The organism is Staphylococcus sp. HMSC069D12, from assembly GCF_001810405.1.
GTDB classification, from domain to species: Bacteria; Bacillota; Bacilli; order Staphylococcales; family Staphylococcaceae; genus Staphylococcus; species Staphylococcus haemolyticus.
Window position 1 is genome coordinate 1 of record NZ_KV801114.1, and the last position, 19,033, is coordinate 19,033.

The following is a 19,033-nucleotide window of genomic DNA, read 5'->3' on the forward strand; positions in this document are numbered from 1 at the left end:
CAACCTAAGGTTGCTTAATCTCAATATTTGGACTTATCAGTCCGATTTGACCTAGAGCCGAATATTTAAATTATAAAAAATGTAAGATATTAGCAAAAAAATATTGAAAACGCTTTATATTATAGGTATAATTAAATTGTTAAAAAAGAACTGCGTGTTACTATTCGATTAGGCATGAGCAGATAAGCTATCATTATTTTTGTCATAAATGATGAGCTTATTTGGTCATGCTTTTTTAATGCGTAAAAAGATACATTGAAAGGATTGAATCAAAATGTTTAAAAAGCTATTTGGACAATTGCAAAGAATTGGTAAAGCATTAATGTTACCTGTGGCAATCTTGCCTGCAGCTGGATTATTACTAGCAATTGGAACAGCTTTTCAAGGTGAAGCATTACAGCAATATCTTCCATTTATTAAAAATGGAGTAATTCAAAATATTGCTAACATGATGACAGGTGCTGGTGGTATTATTTTTGATAACTTACCTATCATTTTTGCACTCGGTGTAGCAATAGGACTAGCAGGTGGAGATGGTGTAGCAGCCATTGCAGCTTTTGTCGGATTTATTATTATGAATAAAACAATGGGAGCATTCTTAAATGTTACGCCAGCACAATTGGAAGACCCATCTAAAGGATTCGCAAATGTTTTAGGCATACCTACACTTCAAACTGGAGTGTTTGGTGGGATTATTATAGGGGCTCTAGCAGCTTGGTGTTATAACAAGTTTTATAATATTTCCTTACCATCATATTTAGGATTCTTTGCGGGTAAACGTTTTGTGCCGATTATGATGGCAACGACATCGTTTATTTTAGCTTTCCCAATGGCTTGGATTTGGCCATTCATTCAAAATGGATTAAATGCATTTAGTACAGGTTTATTAGATTCTAATACTGGATTGGCAGTATTCTTATTTGGATTTATTAAACGATTACTTATTCCATTTGGTTTACATCATATTTTCCATGCGCCATTTTGGTTTGAATTTGGTTCTTGGAAAAATGCAGCTGGAGAAATTATTCGAGGAGATCAACGTATTTTTATTGAGCAAATACGTGAAGGTGTTCATTTAACTTCAGGTAAATTCATGCAAGGTGAATTTCCTGTTATGATGTTTGGATTACCAGCAGCAGCATTAGCAATTTATCAAACAGCTAAACCTGAGAATAAAAAGGTAGTTGGAGGCTTGATGTTATCAGCAGCTTTAACATCATTCTTAACTGGTATTACTGAACCATTAGAATTTTCATTCTTATTCGTAGCACCATTATTATTCTTTATTCATGCAGTACTTGATGGATTATCATTTTTAACGCTTTATCTACTAAATTTACATCTAGGATATACATTCTCTGGAGGATTCATAGATTTTGTTTTATTAGGTATTCTTCCAAATAAAACACCATGGTGGTTAGTGATTCCGGTAGGATTAGTTTACGCTGTCATTTATTATGTAGTATTTAGATTCTTAATTGTTAAATTCAACTTCAAAACGCCAGGTCGTGAAGATAAACAAGCCTCTGTAGCTAATACATCTGCAAGTAAATTACCATTTGATGTGTTAAATGCAATGGGCGGTAAAGAAAATATCAAGCATTTAGATGCTTGTATTACGCGTTTACGTGTTGAAGTCAATGATAAATCTAAAGTAGACGTTGAAGGACTAAAAGCGCTTGGTGCTTCAGGGGTGCTTGAAGTAGGAAATAATATGCAAGCGATTTTTGGACCTAAATCAGATCAAATTAAACATGATATGGCACGTATTATGAATGGAGACATCACAAAACCTAGTGAAACCACTGTGACTGAAGATACATCAGATGAGCCAGTACAGTTGGAAGAGGTAAAAGAAACTGATATCTATGCACCAGGTACGGGTCATATTATTCCATTATCTGAAGTGCCAGATAAAGTATTCTCAGAAAAAATGATGGGTGACGGTATTGGATTTGTTCCTGAAAAAGGCGAAATTGTAGCACCATTTGATGGTACAGTTAAAACGATTTTCCCAACGAAACATGCCATCGGTTTAGAATCTGATACAGGAATTGAAGTATTAATTCATATTGGTATCGATACAGTGAAATTGAATGGTGAAGGCTTCGAAAGTTTAGTCGATGTCAATGAACCTGTCACACAAGGTCAACCATTAATGAAAATTAATTTAGCATACTTAAAAGAACATGCGCCAAGTGTTGTCACACCAGTGATTATTACAAATCAGGGTGATAAAACATTAACATTCGATGATGTTGATTCAGTAGATCCTGGTAAACGCATTATGACAATTAAATAATAAAACAAGCCTGGGACATCATATGTGTCTCAGGCTTGTTTTATGTTTGGCAGTCGATGACTGAATTGAAAAGATGTTGTCTCAAAGTTTTCAATTCTAATCCTCTTTGCCATGGCGGGGCGACGAATTCAGAAAGAATGCTGTCCCCCTTATTTTTTATTTAATAAACAACATTATTCAGTTATATCATTCTCAATTAATAATTTGATAGCTTTATGATCTGTAGCATTTCTGAATAAATCATAAGCATGTTCAATATCACTTAATTTACTATAATGTGTCACGAGTTGTTCAGGTTGAATGATTTTAGATTTGAGAGCTTCCAACAATTCTTCAGTGGTATTAGCAGGAACTAAACCTGTTGTCACATTGATATTCTTAATCCATAATTTATCGATATCAAATTGTACTGGCAATCCATGAACGCCAACATTAGCGAATGTGCCGTCAACACCAATTAACTTTTGACATAAATCAAAGGTTTGTGGAGTACCAACATCTTCAATGGCTACGTCCACACCACGATGGTTCAATGTTTTTACTTGAGCAACAGCATCTTCAACATTTGTTGAATTAATTGTATGTGTAGCACCTAATTCCTTGGCAGTTGCTAAACGATTATCATCCAAATCGAGCATAATAATTTTAGAAGGTGAATAAAATTGTGCTGTTAATAATGCAGCTAAACCAACTGGACCTGCACCTACTATCGCAACCGTACTACCTGGTTTAACTTTACCTTTTAAAACACCAATTTCATAACCCGTTGGTAAAATGTCCGAGAGCATAACGAGTGCTTCGTCTGGTAAAGATTCTGGTGCATGGTATAAAGAGTTGTCTGCGAAAAGTACTTTAACATATTCTGCTTGTGTACCATCGATGAGGTGACCTAATATCCAACCGCCATCTTTTTCACAATGTGCATAAATACCTTTTTTACAGTAGTAACATTTACCACACGATGAGATACAAGAAACAATGACTTTATCTCCAACTTTGAAGTTGTTTACACTTGAACCAACTGATTCAACGATACCAATACCTTCATGGCCAAGTGTTGTGTTTGATGGTACTTCCGGTGTATCGCCTTTAATAATATGTAGATCAGTACCACAAATCGTTGTTTTGACCATTCTAATAATTGCATCTGTACTTTCCGTAATGAATGGTTTCTCTTTATCAATCAATTTTTCAACGCCTGACTTTTCATAAACTTTTCTTATGAATCATCCTCCTAAAATATGTGAATATTTTCATAATCATTATATCATGTAAATTTGGTTATGTATTTAATAAAAATAATATATAATAAAATAGACATATATAGTTCGCCCATTAAATGTTGTATAGTTAAAGTAGATGAAAAATGCATATAAACGTCGTAGAATATAATTGAATGATGACTTAAAGGAGATTATATTTTATGGGATATGAAGGCTTGTTAGTCGCCGAAAGAGAAATCGAAGTTAACAATTACGATATCGATGCAATGGGGATTGTAAGTAATATCGTCTATATACGTTGGTTTGAAGATTTACGTAAAATATTTATTAATGAATATATGACATTTTCAGAAATGATGAAGCAACATATATCGCCAATATTAATGAAGACAGAAATAGAGTATAAAGTTCCAATTACGATACACGATAAACCTGTTGGGCGTTGCTGGTTTGTTAAAGGTGGAAGAATGAAATGGGTATTTCAATTCGAAATTACCTCTGGAGATAAAGTACAATGTATTGGACAGCAAACAGGTGGTTTCTTAGATTTAGAACATCAAAGAGTAACTAAGATGCCAGAGGTATTTCAAAACTTATTAAAATACGTGAAAGTATAGGTGAGTATATGGCAAAGCATTTAAGTAATATGGAAGCATTCCATCAAATTATTAATAATAATCAGTTAGTAGTAGTTCACGTAATGCGGGATCATTGTTCAGTGTGCCATGCAGTATTACCACAAATTGAAGATATTGTAGCATCTTACCCTAATACAGAACTCGCCGTCATAAATCAATCAGATGTCGAAACCATTGCAGGTAAATTATCTATATTTACTGTACCCGTTGATTTAATCTTTATGAATGGTAAAGAAATGCATCGCCAAGCTCGATTTATAGATATGCAACGCTTCGAAAATCAGTTGAAATTAATGTATGATAGTTGCTTTGAAACATAAAGTGAGAGCGGGCCCCAGCAAAGAGAATTTCATAAAGAAATTCTACAAATAAAGCAAGCTGGGGTTACGAATTAATTTCTGTCCCGCTCCGTAGTAACTTACTTTTAATATCAGCACATTTGATCAATGATAGCATCGGCTTGTCGCTGATAGTCTAAGATGATATCAGCAGAATGACGTAGCTGTGATAATTCTTCTTTTGAGAGAGCTAATTCAATAATTCGGTCAGCACCATTTCCGTTAATAACGGTAGGTACACCGATATATACATCACTCAATCCATATTCACCTCCAACGTAACTTGAAACATTCATAATGATATTTTTATTAAATAAGATGGCTTCTACAATTCTAACTAGACTTAGTGATATTCCGAAATTGGTTGTGCCTTTTCGAACATAAATATCGTAACCAATTTGAGTTGTACGGTTGGAAATGGAAGTCTTAAATGCTTCTATATTCGCATTAGAAGGTAATAAATCTAACACCGGCTCACCTGCAATTTGTGCGTGTGACCATACTGCGACTTGTGAATCACCATGTTCACCAATAATAGGTGCATAGACTTGATTCGGTGCTACATCGAATTCTCGACTTAAAAAGAATTGGAAACGCGCAGTATCTAAAGAAGTGCCTGAACCAATGATTTTGTTTTTAGGAAAATTCGACACTCGTTTAACGACGTAACTCATAATGTCGACGGGATTGGAAGGTAATACAAAGTAGCCATCGAAACCACTATCTACAATACGTTGAATCATTGGTACAAAAATGTCTACATTATCTTCTAGTAGCTTAAGACGTGTTTCACCTTTAGCAAGTTTAGCACTTGCACAAATCACTACAATATCAGCGTCTTTACAGTCTTCATACTGTCCGACATGCACATTTACGAAGTTATCGCCAAATGGAGTCGCATGATTTAAATCCCACACATCTGCTTTAGCCTTATCCTCATCAATATCTATAATTGTCATCTCATCCACTAAACCTTTAGCTATGATTGCATGTGCAAACGCAGACCCTACATAGCCACTTCCAATAAGTACAATTTTATGACGTGCCATAAATCGTTGCCTCCTTTTATAATTTGAAAATTCAGATAATTTATATAAGGATAGCATGTTTTCCTTAAAATGAAAATATTGTTTAACGATAACAGTGTTAATTACTAAATGAATTGTCGTTTAAGGTTTATAATATAGACATGTATAGGAGGTCGTTTAAGCTATGAAAAAAAGTATGATAACCGTAGCAACATCTGCGATATTAGGAACATTAGCATTTATTAAAGTTAAAGAGAAACGCAGTTACAAAAGTTTTATAACTGAAAAATATATACGAATGTCTGGCATGAAAAAAACGTTTGAAAATGAAGCGGACGCGAAAAAAGCATTGGAAGAAACGAAAGAAATTACAGCTGGAAAATATGGTGGCACTAGTTATGAATTTAAACATGACGTTCGAACAAAAAGTTGGAATGGGTGCGTCACATATATTGTGAATGACCAACGTAACCATCAACAAAAAGTTGTTTTATATATTCATGGTGGTGCATGGTTCCAAGATCCACTAGATAATCATTTTAATTTTATAGATGAACTCGCAGGACAACTTGATGCGAAGGTCATTATGCCGATATATCCTAAAGTACCTCATCGTGATTATCGTACTACATTCGAATTATTAAAACTTATTTATGATAAACAAGCTGCCAAAGTTGAAAGCAGTGAACAGCTTATTGTGATGGGAGATTCTGCAGGCGGACAAATTGCATTGTCATTTGCCGAATATTTAAAAGCAGAAACTACACTTCCACAACCTGGACATATTGTAATGCTATCTCCAGTGTTAGATGGTACGTTAAGCAATCCAGATGCTAAAACGTATGAACGCATTGATCCAATGTTAGGTATAGAAGGTAGTAAATACTTTATAAAATTATGGGCTGGCCAATTACCTGTTGAGGACTATAGAATATCGCCAATTAACGGTGACTTAGAAGGATTAGGTCGATTATCCATTTTTATTGGTACTAAGGAAACGTTATACCCTGACGCTTTAAAATTATCCCAAATGCTTAATGATAAAGGTATTGAACATGATTTTATGCCAGGATATAATTTATTCCACATTTATCCTATCTTCCCATTACCAGAAAGACAGAAATTCTTTACACAACTTAAATCAATTATTCTATAAAAATTAAGCGCCGAGGACGAGATGATTACTAAAGTGACACGAAGAATTCACGAAGAATTCTGTGCCATTCAGGCTAGTCATCGTTCAATTCCTTGGCGCTACATTATTGATTACATTTCTTCAGGTTGTTTCTTAAGTGACAACATTAAAATTAAAATAAGAATTAATACGATTCCAATGACTTGGACTGATTGGAAAGTAACACCAAGCCATAATGCACTTGTAACAACTGCTATCACTGGTTCAATCGTACCTAATAACGTTGTCTCCTTAGGTGATAAGTATTTAAGACTATCTATAAATAGATAAAATGCGAAAGTAGTCCCAGCGATAATACCAAAAATTAAATAAATGATTGTAGATGCACTCATGTTGCTAAAGCTAACATCCCATATAGGATGCTTGAAACTCATTGCACAACCTGAAATAATCATTGCCCATCCTACGATTAGAATTGAAGGAAACTTTTCAAGTAAGCCTGTGGCATAAATCGTGTAAAACGCAAGTGCTAAGCCAGAGATGATTCCCCAGAACAAACTCGTAGGTGGTACGACTAAATGAGAGATAGATCCATTTGTTAAAAGTAAAAAAGTCCCAATTAGTGTCATTGTAATGGCTAAAATATCAAAAGGACGAAATACATCAAGACCACGTATGACGAACCAAATAATGATATAGACTGGTGCAATGTATTGGAGAAGTGTAGCTACTGCGACATTGCCGGTTGCGATGGATGCCATATAAGCGTATTGGACAAAAAGCATCCCGATTAAACTATATATAAACAAACTAACAATTGTTTTGGGCTTCTTAAAAACAATAAACATAGATTGCTTAGGATGTAATAGTTTGTACAGACTCAACAAGAAGATGCCACTTATTAGTAGGCGAGCAGTAACATACCAATCCACTTCAATATCTCGTTGATTAAAGAGTAAGTCGGAAACAGTCCCACCTAATCCCCATAAAGTAGCACCTATAATTGCAAATAATACTCCTTTTAATCTGTGTTGTGTGTGATTCATTGAATGCACCTCCATCTGTATTTTGTTTTATTATAAATCTCATAATATAATGTATATAAATTTGATAATACTCAAATAGCAATTAAAAGTAACAAGATATTGAGGTGATGCGATATGGTTTCCGAAATTATTATTAATGAAGACTTAGAAGAAAAGATTAATTATCCTGATCGACGTTGGCCGCATGTCATTCTACATACATCATTGAGTGAGACATTACTCGGATATATACCTTTACATTGGCATTATGCCTTGCAATTTATGTATGTCACAAACGGTGTGATTAAGGTAAAGTTAGCAGAAAATACATTGGAGATACATGAAGGGGAAGGATTATTTATTAATTCAAACGTTGTACATGAAATTCGTGACGCGAATGAAGGCGCGCGTTTCTATTGCTAGAACATTGGATTGCCCAATGTCACGGAATATATCAATTTTACTTATGTTAGTCGAATTGTTAATCAAGCACAGTCCATTCCATTTATTAAATTAATACCAAAAGATGAAGAAAATGTAAGTTTGTTACGGCGTATTGAGATAGTAGGACATATTTACTTATCACACAGAGATTATTATCAACTGCAAATTCTTAGCGAATTTTATCAATGTCTAAATCATCTTTTAAATATTTTTGATCAATATGAACAAATCAATCAATATTTCTTTGATCCAAGAGTTAAACAATGTATTGAATACTTACAAAGTCATTATCATAAAAAGGTGCAACTGAGTGAGTTAAGTCATATGGTTCATATGAGCGAAGCGGAGACGATTAAGTTGTTTAAACGATTTGCAGGGGACACGCCATTCAATTTCTTACAAAATTATCGACTAGAGCAGAGTGCTAAGCAACTCATGTATCATCATAAAAATGTGACTGAAGTGGCAATGGATTGTGGATTCTCAACTACAAGTTACTTTATACAAAATTTTAAGCAGAAATATTCACTCACTCCTAAGCAATTTCAAATAAAATATGCAAAGTATTTAAAATAAAGTAGGTGCATAGTGTCATCAATCAGATGAGCTTGCACCTACTTTTTCAGTATCTGTATTTGAAATTGTATCATTTGTATTTGAAACGGTTTCTTCTTTGGCAACATCATCACTTGTTGCTGAAGCTTTATTTAACTTTGTATCATTTATGCCTTCGTTAGAATCTTTAGTAACACTATTAATGTGTTGATGGTCTGTGTCTAAAACTGAACTACTCATATCATTGCCTTGTAAGCTACCCACAAGAATCAATACCAAATAGCTTGAACAAACTAATAATACCATTGCTAAATATATGCTAATTGCTATCTTAACAGGTTTAGTCAAAGGTTTACCCATCAGTATCCTCCTAAAGTTGTATCTTTAATTACCTCTAAATTAACATCAGAATTTTAATCTAATGTAAATGCGACGTAAATATTTGATAATTTTTCAAATAACTAGAACTAAATTTAAATTTTAGAAATATATTTTTAAATTCATTCTTTATTTATAAAAGTAAAATATTGAATATTTCTAAAAAAATTAATCTTTGTTAATATAATTTTACATTAGATTTACAATGTTAAAACTGACTAAATACGCACATGATAGCATACCCTTATTAGAAGTAATAATTTATTTATTATGTTCATATGAAGCAAGAGCGTTTGGATTTATTAGTCACTTCTATAGAAAATGTTTAAAGACATTTTTGATATACATAGCAATGAAATACGTATTTAGACAACTTAATATTAAAACAATTAAAGAGAGGTACTACACTGTGATTCTCATTATAATTTGTATCGCATTGATTTTATGGCTTGGTATTAAAGAGAAGAATCGCCATACTAATCGACTCAATAAGATTCCAATTAGAATCAACATAAATGGTATTCGTGGTAAATCAACGATTACGAGAATGATTTATAGCGTATTAAGAGAAGACCATTATCATGTTATTGGTAAAACCACTGGCACAGATGCTCGAATGTTGTATTGGTTTACTGACAAGGAATACCCCGTTATTAGAAAACCACAAGGCGCGAATATTGGTGAACAACGTGACATTGTGCGTAAAGTTGTTAAACAAAAAGCTGACTCTTTAGTTAATGAATGTATGGCAGTTAATCCAGACTATCAAATTACTTTTCAAAAAGATTTAGTTAAAGCCAATATAGGCGTTATCGTCAATGTCATGGAAGACCACATGGACGTGCTTGGACCTACACTTCAAGATGTTGCTCAAGCGTTTACTGCAACAATTCCTTACAAAGGGACTTTAGTTGTTATGAAAGACGACTATACGAAATTCTTCGCAAAAGAAGCTAAAAAACGTAAAACAAAGTTAATTGTCGTAGATAAAGATGAAGTTCCAGAATCATATTTAAGAAAGTTTCCATATCTCGTCTTCCCAGATAATGTTGCTATTGCATTAGGCGTTGCAGAAGCTGTTGGCGTTGATAAGGAAACTGCATTGAGAGGCATGTTAAATGCACCACCTGATCCTGGTGCGGTTGAAATCAAATACTTTAATGCAAATCGCACACGAAATGTATTTGTTAATGCATTTGCTGCTAATGAACCTCAATCGACAAAAGCTATTTTAAACAAAGTTGAATCTTATAACTATCCATATACGAAAAAAGTAGTGATTTTAAATTGTCGTTCAGATAGGGTAGATAGAACGCGTCAATTTGTTGAAAATTTTATTGATGATGTAGACTTTGACACACTCATTTGTACAGGTAAAAGTACACAAATGGTGACAGACTTAATGCAACACTTACCTGATAAAAAATATCTTAATTTTGAAAACCGTGAGTTCCCAGAAATTGAGAAAGCTATTTTGCAAGAGTCACAAAACGCACTCATATTCTGTGTAGGAAATATTCATGGTCCAGGTGGTAGAATAGCAGAATTTATAGAAGGGATAGAATAAAATGATAGGTTCAGAATTATACTTCTCCCTATTTGTCGGTATTGTATTAAGTTTAATATTTGCCGAGAAATTTGGGATTAATCCAGCAGGACTCGTTGTACCGGGTTATTTAGCACTTATATTCGATCAACCCATCATGTTGTTATCTGTGTTAGTCATTAGTTGTTTAACATTTTTCATAGTTACATATGGTATTAGTAGATGGGTTATTTTGTACGGAAGAAGAAAATTTGCGGCGATGATTTTAACTGGGATGGTACTTAAATTCCTGTTCGACTTGATTTATCCATTGACTCCATTTGAAATGGTTGAAGTGTCTGGTATTGGTGTCGTTATTCCTGGAATCATTGCGAATACAATTCAAAAGCAAGGTGTCGTGATTACGTTATCATCAACGATGTTACTTACATGTATCACGTATGTCATCTTATTCTTATATAGCTTTATTAATTAATCGCGAGCAAGGAGCGCAGAGTAATGAAAAAGAAAAAACGGTTATCAGCGAGCGAATGGTTACTTAAGCAATCGAAACGTCACAAACGTTTCAATTTTAGCTATACAATTATCGTTTTAATTGTGGCACTTGTACTTCTAGTATTCGCTATTAGAGCTGTAAAAGTTGAGCCAGTCGAGGCAATGCCAAGCTCAGGTAATGATTATATTCGTAGTACATATTTAGGTAATATCACATTGAATAAACATTTTCGACAAATGGAACTTAACGAAGTGTTTAAAGGGTTAAAGCAACCACTTCAACAAAGTGACTTTTCAACTGCTTCACTTCTAGTGAGCCATTTCTCAAATGATCCTAAAACGAATATTAAGAAGAATATTGAGAATATAATGTTCTTGAAAAAAGAAAATGTTAAAAGTGTCAATTTAATTAATAATACGATTGATAACGTGCAAGCCCAAGATTTAAGTAAACAAGTGGAAGCACAAACGGATTATAACTTTATGACTGGTAATGGCTCTAACCCAATTAATAGTAAGACGGTGCAACAAACGGTTAAAGGTAAAAAAATAGCTAACGTGTCATTCACTGACGTAGGTTCAAACTATGAAGATCCACTTAAAAATACAACATCTATTAGTTTAGACCCAAAAATATTTGTTCCATTAATCAAAAACTTAAAAGAAAATAACGATTTAGTTGTCGTAAACGTGGATTGGGGTATTACCAATGAACGTAGTGTGACGGATCGTCAAAAAGAATACGCACATGCGCTAGTGAAATCCGGTGCAGATGTAATCATTGGTCATAACTCAGTTGTCCAAAAAGTTGAAAAATATAAAAATGCAACTATCTTCTATAGTTTAGGTAATTTAACATCAGATTCATTCTTATCTAAAAACCAAAAAGGTATGGTAGTTCAGCACGATTGGAATGGGCAGAATAATAAATTTAGCATTACACCTGTACGTGGTGCAGATGGCAAAATAACGAAAGACAACATGAATAAGATGGAGGCACAACGTTATTACAATAATATAAATGATAAATCAATTCACCTTAAAGAGGAGAATGGAGGATATACCTTTGAATATTAAAAAACATTGGTTAGGTATTGTAACAACGCTCATTATAATTGCAATTCTATTGATGGTGACGTTTGCCAAAGCGAACGAAGGCCTTGATAACTATGAGAAAAATGAATTAAAAGATGCAACGGAGCAATATTTATCTAAAGGGGCCAGTTAGTATGAATATTTATAGTAAAGTGACATTATCAGTCATTTTAGTTATCACCATTTTAATATCATTTGTCTTTTACTACTTTAATAAAGAAGACAGACCTGATAAAGATACATTATTCGAAAATAAAATTGCAGATCATAAATCATCTGGCAGTAATAAAAAATATGGCGTAGCATCTAATAATGCGATTGCCACGCGTGTCGGTAATAAAATTATTGAAGATGGTGGTAATGCAGTAGACGCAGCTATGGGTGTTTCTTATGCGCTAGCGGTAACAGAACCGCATTCGTCAGGTTTAGGTGGCGGTGGTGCCACGCTTACATATAACGGTAATGAAGGCGAAGAACCAAAGATGTACGAATATAAAACGCTATCTTCTTATAATTATAAGAAAGGCGATGAAATTGGTACACCTGGATTTGTGCAAGGTATGCATGATATGCATCAACGAGAAGGTAAAATGGATGAGAAGAAAATTTTTAGTTACGTAGTGCCATTAGCCGAAGATGGCTTCGAAGTTGATTCAGAATTAGAGCGTAGTTTGAAAATCTACGGTTCTGATATCGATCGAAATTCATCTTTCTTCAAAGGGAAACGTACAGTACGTGAAGGCGATGTAGTTAAACAGCCCGCTTTAGCTAAAACACTTAAAGGTATTAGAGATAAGGGGCCTAAATATTTCTATAAGGATATTGCTAAGAGTGTATCTAAACAAATCGATAGTGAATTAGTTGAGAAAGACTTTTCAACATTTAAAACTGAAGAAAAGAAACCAGTATCAACTAAATATTTAAATAATACAATATACTCTGCATCAAATCCTTTAGGTGGGGTTTTAATGTTACAAGGTTTAAAAATTGATGAAAGTGCCAATACAAATAATGATAGAACAGATTATATCAATGGCATTATTAAATCACGTGATGTAATGTACCGAAATAGAGATATTGTTAATGGTCAGGAAGCGAATAACGACTCACACTTATCGGAAAATTATTTATTAGACAATTTAAATAATGTAAATAGTGGCGGTAATGAAATGAATAGTGATTTTGATACGTCATTAGATACGACGAGTACAACTCATTTTGTTGTCATTGATAAGAATGGTAAGCTTGCTAGTACTACAAATACGTTATCTAGTTTCTTTGGTTCAGGTAAATTTGTTAAACAAGGTTTCTATATGAACAACTCTTTAACAAACTTCTCAAGTGATCCTAATAGTCCAAACTATGGTGGAAAACATAAAGCACCACGTTCTTATACATCACCATCCATTGTTGTTGGTCCGGATTTCTATATGGGTATTGGTACACCAGGTGGAAACAAAATTCCTACCACCTTAAATGAAGTGTTGATTGACTATTTAAGAGGTGACGGTTCCCTACAAGAATCTATTGATAAACCACGTTTTTATAACGATGGTGGTACAGTTTATTATGAGAATGCGACAAGTGATGAAGATATCAATACATTCAAGAGTATGGGATATGGTGTTAAAGAAAAACGTAATGACGCAAACTTTGGTAGTGTTCAAGGTGCAATATATAATAAAAATGATCAAACTGTTGAAATCGGTCAAGATGTTGGTAATAGATAATGGTTTGGTAAAAGCAAAATAATATTTTTGAGAGGCTGGGACAAAATAAAATGTCTCAGCCTACTTTATTATTTTGTCAGTAGATGACTGATTTGAAAATGCGCTTGAATAAAGCTTTTTTCAAACCTAGTCATCTTTGACGGGGTAGGACAACGAAATAAATTTTGAGAAAATGTTATTTCTGTCCAACACCTTTTTCTAAATAGGAATAAAGGGAAAAGAATTGAAATCATAGTTTACTATTGAAATTATCATTAAAATCGATATGATAAATATATAGGTTATAGAATTTAATATTAAAATTATATAAAATAAATATATATTGAATTGTTTACATGATATGTAAGATGAGCGCCTCTTATAATGATGGACAAGGTGGAATGGTTATGGAAGATGTAGTATTAGGAATAGACTTAGGTACGAGTGCAGTTAAAATAATAGCTGTTAATAGACAAGGAGAAGTAATTGCTTCAACGAGTGAACCTTTAACGTTGATACAAGATCGTGCCGGTTATAGTGAGCAAGATCCTGAAGAATGGTTTAAAGTGGTTAAGAAAGGTATTAAATATATTAATGAAGTGCCTATAATGGCGAATTATACTGTCAAAGGGATCTCGTTCTCAGGACAAATGCATGGTTTAGTGCCATTGAATAGCGAACATAAACCTGTACGTCATGCCATTCTATGGAATGATACCCGTAACTCTGAACAATGTGCGCAAATCAAAGAAGTATATGGTGAAAGATTGAATGGCAATCCTATTCTTGAAGGATTCACACTTCCAAAAATGCTTTGGATGAAACAAAATGAGCCATCACTTTGGGAACAAGTAAGTGTCTTCGTATTGCCTAAGGATTACGTACGCTATTGTTTAACAGGTCATATTCACATGGAATATTCTGATGCAGCCAGCACATTACTATTAAGTCCAAAAACACATGATTGGACTAGAGATGTAGGTGAACGATTAGGCATCGGAGATATTTATCCACCTTTAGTACGTTCAACAGAGGAAGTTGGAGTAGTTCGTTCAGAATTAGAACAAGAGCTTGGTTTCAAAGCTCCTGTAAAGGTTTATGCTGGTGGTGGAGATAACGCATGTGGTGCCATTGGTGCAGGAATCATTAATGGTAACGATACGCTTTGTAGTATCGGGACATCAGGTGTCGTACTCAATGTTGAAAGCGAAGGCTACACTGAATACAAGAACAACATACATTTCTTTGATCATAGCGTTCCACAAACATTCTATGCTATGGGCGTAACCTTAGCAGCAGGTTACAGTTTAAATTGGCTTAAACAAACGTTCTTTGAACATGAAAGCTTTGACGATATCGTTAAACAAGCAAGTATCTCAACAATTGGTTCTAACCACTTATTATTCGCACCTTATTTATCAGGCGAACGTACTCCACATGGAGATGCTTTTATAAGAGGCAGTTTTATTGGTATTAGTGGTAGCCATAATAAGGCAGATTTTGCTAGAGCAGTATTAGAGGGTATTACCTTCTCTTTATATGACTCTATACAATTAATGCGAGAAGCTGGTAAAGAGATTACGCATATTACTTCAATTGGTGGCGGTGCAAAAAGTTCATTTTGGTTGCAGATGCAAGCAGATATCTTTAATGCTACAATAAGAAAGTTAAAACACGAAGAGGGTCCTAGTATGGGCGCTGCGATGATTGCAGCATATGGACTGCAATGGTTCGAAAGTTTCGATGATTGTGTAGATAAGTTTATAGATATTGCTCAAACATTTGAACCAGACGCTAAAAGACACGCACAATATGAAGCATATTATAAAGTATATAAAGATATTTACCGTCATACGCATCAATTAACTGAAGCATTATTAAAAATTGAAGATTAATTGAATGATAATAAACTGGAGCAGCAATGGTTGTTCCAGTTTATTATGTTAAAAACTAAATCATTTTAATTTTGCAACAATTTCAAATGTGAGCACTTTGTTATGTAAAGGTTAGTTGTCACGTTAAAGTGAAAATATCAAGAAAGAAATGTATACAATTTACCCGAAATTTCAAATAATAAATACGCTGTTGAAAAGGTTTACAAAGCAGTTTTTATTAGTGTAAAATAACACATATTATTTATTTCTTTTCAAAAAATTTAAAACTAAAAATATTTTAACCTCAAAAAGTCTCTAAATGTGATTTATTTCACAATTTTATTTTTTTGTCATTGAATATGTCTTGAAATCGTTTTCTTCACGTTGTAGTATGACTATGGTAGTTAAATAAATAGAAAGAGGTTTTGGGGAATGAATATCATTTTAGGAGTAGGAACACTCGTATTAGTGCTTATCGTTATGACGCTATTCTTAAACTTTGCGCCATACGGTAAACAGGGACTACAAGCTTTATCAGGAGCTGCTTGTGCAACTTTCTTACCACAAGCATTCCTAAGTTACGCTATTGGTGGCGTATTCCATATCGAGTTTTTACAAACAATAGGAGATTTGGCAGGAAGTCTTGCAGGTGTTGCAGTAGGTATCTTAACTGGCTTGAAAATGGGCATCTCACCTGTTTTTGCAGTAATCATAGGACTAGTATTACACGACTTTAAATTATTACCAGCATTTATAGCAGCGTATATTATTTCATTCGGTATTAAATTTATCGAGAAAAAAGTCCCAGAAGGGTTGGACTTAATTGCTGTGATTTTAATTGCTCCAGCACTTGTATTTGGCTTAGCTACAGTTATTAGCCCAGGGGTTATGGCTGTATTAACTCAAATCGGTGGTGCAGTTACATCAGTAGGAGACAGCAATCCATACGCATTAGCAATTATTTTAGGATTAGTAATTCCAGTAACGGGTATGACACCACTAAGTTCAATGGTATTAACTAGCTTATTAGGACTAACTGGTATACCAATGGCTATCGGTGCTTTAACATGTACTGGTTCATCATTTGTTAACTATGTATTATTTAGCAGACTTAATATTGGCGGAAGTAAATCAAAAGCATTCGCAGTATTTGTTGAACCATTAACACAAATCGATTTAATCGCAAAATACCCTCTACAATTATATGGTACGAACGCAATTATCGGTGTTGTAAACGCTTGTATTGTTACATTCAGCGGACTCGTAATCGGTGTTAAAGGTATGGCAACACCAATTGCAGGTGCAATCGTCTTATTCGGATTTAACGATGCTACAAAATCAATAATTACAATCATCGTCGTTGCAGTTGTAAGTGTGGTATTAGCATTTATCTTCAGTACGTTAATTAAAAAATTCAACCTAATGAATATGAGCATAAAATTGCCTAGTAAACAGAAACAACCTAAGGAGAGTGTTTAATTATGGCTACTAAAAAAAGCTACGATTATCAAAGTGCATTTGATATTATTGGCCCTGTAATGATGGGACCTTCAAGTTCTCATACAGCAGGTGCAGTTAAAATTGGAAACGCTGCTTATGCAGTATTAGGTGGTATGCAGCCAGATAAATTAACAATTCATTATTACGAATCCTTTGCTCAAACTCATCAAGGACACGGTACAGATTTAGCTATCGTTGGTGGTGCAATGGGCTATAGCACATTCGATAGTCGTATTAAGAGTTCATTAGCAATTGCTAAAGATCAAAACATTGAAGTAAATATTATTGAAGAAGAAGGCGACAGTATTGGTGAGCACCCTAACTGTGCGTATCTTGTTGCAGAAGGAAATGGTCGTCACATTGAAGTAATTGGTAACTCAATTGGTGGCGGTACGATTAAATTAAAACGCATCAGTGTAGAAGGACTAGACATTGATTTTAACTATGGTTTGCCTATCTTAGAAATGGATGGAGCGGCAAATAAATCAGAAGTTAATCACTTTATCAATGATGTGAATGAACTTGGTGCAGACATTAAAGAGGAAATGACACAAACGGGCGATAATTTTAGTTTAGCAGTATTACCACTAAACAAAGCATTATCTGAATCAACGTTAGATCAAATTAAAGAAAAATATAGTCATTTAAATATATCCTATATTAAATAGAGGGGGATTAAAGATGTTTGATTCAATTAGAGAAACTATAGACTACGCAGTCGAAAATAAAATGTCTTTTGCAGATATTATGATTCAAGAAGAGATGGAACTTTCAGGCAAGACGCGTGACGAAGTTAGAGAAACAATGAAACAAAATTTAGACGTCATGAGAGATGCCGTAATTAAAGGATCAACTGGCGAAGGTGTTAAAAGTGTAACAGGTTATACTGGTCAAGATGCCATTAAACTTGCTAAATATAACGAGAATAATCATGCCTTATCAGGACATGAAATGGTTGAAGCAGTTAAAGGTGCGGTTGCTACTAATGAAGTAAACGCAGCTATGGGTATCATTTGTGCAACTCCAACAGCTGGATCCTCCGGAACGATTCCGGGCGTATTATTTAAATTAGAAAAAACACATGAACTTACAGAAGAACAAATGATTGATTTCTTATTCGTTTCATCATTATTTGGTCGCGTTGTTGCTAACAATGCAAGTGTTGCAGGTGCTACAGGAGGTTGCCAAGCAGAAGTAGGTTCAGCTTCAGCAATGGCAGCAGCAGCTGCAGTATCAATCTTCGGTGGCGAACCGGAAGCATCTGGACACGCTATGGCATTAGCGATTAGTAATTTACTTGGTCTAGTTTGTGACCCAGTAGCAGGTTTAGTAGAGATTCCATGTGTAATGCGTAATGCAATTGGTTCTGGTAATGCATTAATTTCTGCAGACTTAGCATTAGCTGGTGTTGAAAGTAGAATTCCAGTAGATGAAGTTATTGAAGCTATGGATAAAGTAGGACGTGGCTTACCAGCTGAATTAAGAGAAACAGGACTTGGTGGTTTAGCAGGTACACCAACAGGTGATGCAATTAAACGTAAAATCTTTGGTGAAGCTGAAGTTAATAGCTTTTCATAATATAATTGAAATTAGAAGCCATTCTTGAATGTCAATATAACATTTAAGAATGGCTTTTTTAATACTTATGACAAATTTATCATTTTGGCAGTAGCTATCTGGTTTGAAAACGCACTTGAATCAAGCATTTTCAAATCTAGTCAGGGCCCCAGCAAAGAGAAATTCATAAA

19 protein-coding genes are annotated in these 19,033 nt (G+C 34.1%); 15 read left to right on the forward strand and 4 right to left on the reverse strand.

The window, feature by feature from the left end; all coding sequences use genetic code 11:
* The first annotated feature begins 274 nt into the window (after positions 1-274).
* The gene (gene ptsG, locus HMPREF2737_RS08515; RefSeq protein WP_037550396.1) at positions 275-2,302 is read left to right on the forward strand and encodes a glucose-specific PTS transporter subunit IIBC; all 2,028 of its coding nucleotides are present in this window, start codon (positions 275-277) and stop codon (positions 2,300-2,302) included.
* A gap of 173 nt (positions 2,303-2,475) precedes the next feature.
* Here the strand turns inward: ptsG and HMPREF2737_RS08520 are convergent, their stop codons facing one another.
* Entirely contained in the window at positions 2,476-3,525 is a 1,050-nt protein-coding gene (locus tag HMPREF2737_RS08520) for a zinc-dependent alcohol dehydrogenase family protein (protein WP_037550393.1), read from the reverse strand.
* A gap of 200 nt (positions 3,526-3,725) precedes the next feature.
* Here HMPREF2737_RS08520 and HMPREF2737_RS08525 point away from each other — a divergent pair, with 200 nt between their 5' ends.
* A complete protein-coding gene (locus tag HMPREF2737_RS08525; protein ID WP_037550390.1) occupies positions 3,726-4,142 on the forward strand; it encodes an acyl-CoA thioesterase in 417 nt (138 codons plus the stop codon).
* Positions 4,143-4,150: 8 nt separating this feature from the next.
* Complete coding sequence (locus HMPREF2737_RS08530; RefSeq protein ID WP_037550387.1) at positions 4,151-4,483, forward strand: thioredoxin family protein; 333 nt, start codon at positions 4,151-4,153, stop codon at positions 4,481-4,483.
* A 110-nt stretch (positions 4,484-4,593) separates the two neighbouring features.
* On the opposite strand, the gene HMPREF2737_RS08535 is transcribed toward HMPREF2737_RS08530, so the two are convergent.
* Positions 4,594-5,550, reverse strand: coding sequence for an L-lactate dehydrogenase (locus HMPREF2737_RS08535; RefSeq protein ID WP_037550384.1), 957 nt, complete (start codon positions 5,548-5,550; stop codon positions 4,594-4,596).
* Between the two features lie 163 nt (positions 5,551-5,713).
* Between HMPREF2737_RS08535 and HMPREF2737_RS08540 the strand changes: the two genes are divergently transcribed.
* On the forward strand, positions 5,714-6,685 hold the full coding sequence (locus HMPREF2737_RS08540; RefSeq protein ID WP_037550381.1) for an alpha/beta hydrolase fold domain-containing protein: 972 nt from the start codon (positions 5,714-5,716) through the stop codon (positions 6,683-6,685).
* Between the two features lie 110 nt (positions 6,686-6,795).
* On the opposite strand, the gene HMPREF2737_RS08545 is transcribed toward HMPREF2737_RS08540, so the two are convergent.
* The gene (locus tag HMPREF2737_RS08545; RefSeq protein ID WP_370741157.1) at positions 6,796-7,710 is read right to left on the reverse strand and encodes a DMT family transporter; all 915 of its coding nucleotides are present in this window, start codon (positions 7,708-7,710) and stop codon (positions 6,796-6,798) included.
* 114 nt (positions 7,711-7,824) lie between these two features.
* Here HMPREF2737_RS08545 and HMPREF2737_RS11890 point away from each other — a divergent pair, with 114 nt between their 5' ends.
* Positions 7,825-8,112, forward strand: a complete 288-nt coding sequence (locus HMPREF2737_RS11890; RefSeq protein WP_080287544.1) for a cupin domain-containing protein — start codon at positions 7,825-7,827, stop codon at positions 8,110-8,112.
* Positions 8,113-8,121: 9 nt separating this feature from the next.
* Complete coding sequence (locus tag HMPREF2737_RS11315; protein WP_141745584.1) at positions 8,122-8,709, forward strand: helix-turn-helix transcriptional regulator; 588 nt, start codon at positions 8,122-8,124, stop codon at positions 8,707-8,709.
* A gap of 18 nt (positions 8,710-8,727) precedes the next feature.
* Here HMPREF2737_RS11315 and HMPREF2737_RS08555 read toward each other — a convergent pair whose 3' ends face one another.
* Positions 8,728-9,048 carry a hypothetical protein gene (locus HMPREF2737_RS08555; protein ID WP_016930804.1) on the reverse strand — a complete coding sequence of 107 codons (321 nt, stop codon included), beginning with the start codon at positions 9,046-9,048 and terminating at the stop codon, positions 8,728-8,730.
* 427 nt (positions 9,049-9,475) lie between these two features.
* Between HMPREF2737_RS08555 and pgsB the strand changes: the two genes are divergently transcribed.
* The 9 genes from pgsB to sdaAA all read left to right on the forward strand — a co-directional run bounded on the left by pgsB (position 9,476) and on the right by sdaAA (position 18,863).
* Positions 9,476-10,633 (forward strand): poly-gamma-glutamate synthase PgsB, encoded by a 1,158-nt coding sequence (pgsB, locus tag HMPREF2737_RS08560; protein WP_011274856.1) that lies wholly within the window; start codon positions 9,476-9,478, stop codon positions 10,631-10,633.
* Position 10,634: 1 nt separating this feature from the next.
* A complete protein-coding gene (pgsC, locus tag HMPREF2737_RS08565; RefSeq protein WP_016930802.1) occupies positions 10,635-11,087 on the forward strand; it encodes a poly-gamma-glutamate biosynthesis protein PgsC in 453 nt (150 codons plus the stop codon).
* 23 nt (positions 11,088-11,110) lie between these two features.
* Entirely contained in the window at positions 11,111-12,184 is a 1,074-nt protein-coding gene (locus tag HMPREF2737_RS08570; protein WP_037550374.1) for a CapA family protein, read from the forward strand.
* Positions 12,159-12,335 (forward strand): hypothetical protein, encoded by a 177-nt coding sequence (locus tag HMPREF2737_RS11610; protein WP_011274859.1) that lies wholly within the window; start codon positions 12,159-12,161, stop codon positions 12,333-12,335. Before HMPREF2737_RS08570 ends, HMPREF2737_RS11610 begins: the two co-directional genes overlap by 26 nt.
* A gap of 1 nt (position 12,336) precedes the next feature.
* On the forward strand, positions 12,337-13,932 hold the full coding sequence (locus HMPREF2737_RS08575; protein ID WP_037550371.1) for a gamma-glutamyltransferase: 1,596 nt from the start codon (positions 12,337-12,339) through the stop codon (positions 13,930-13,932).
* A 386-nt stretch (positions 13,933-14,318) separates the two neighbouring features.
* Positions 14,319-15,806 (forward strand): xylulokinase, encoded by a 1,488-nt coding sequence (gene xylB, locus HMPREF2737_RS08580; RefSeq protein ID WP_037550368.1) that lies wholly within the window; start codon positions 14,319-14,321, stop codon positions 15,804-15,806.
* Between the two features lie 411 nt (positions 15,807-16,217).
* Positions 16,218-17,264, forward strand: coding sequence for a PTS sugar transporter subunit IIC (locus HMPREF2737_RS08585; RefSeq protein ID WP_016930797.1), 1,047 nt, complete (start codon positions 16,218-16,220; stop codon positions 17,262-17,264).
* 2 nt (positions 17,265-17,266) lie between these two features.
* Positions 17,267-17,953 (forward strand): serine dehydratase beta chain, encoded by a 687-nt coding sequence (locus HMPREF2737_RS08590; RefSeq protein WP_011274863.1) that lies wholly within the window; start codon positions 17,267-17,269, stop codon positions 17,951-17,953.
* A gap of 13 nt (positions 17,954-17,966) precedes the next feature.
* Positions 17,967-18,863, forward strand: a complete 897-nt coding sequence (sdaAA, locus tag HMPREF2737_RS08595; RefSeq protein ID WP_037550365.1) for an L-serine ammonia-lyase, iron-sulfur-dependent, subunit alpha — start codon at positions 17,967-17,969, stop codon at positions 18,861-18,863.
* Positions 18,864-19,033 lie beyond the last annotated feature (170 nt).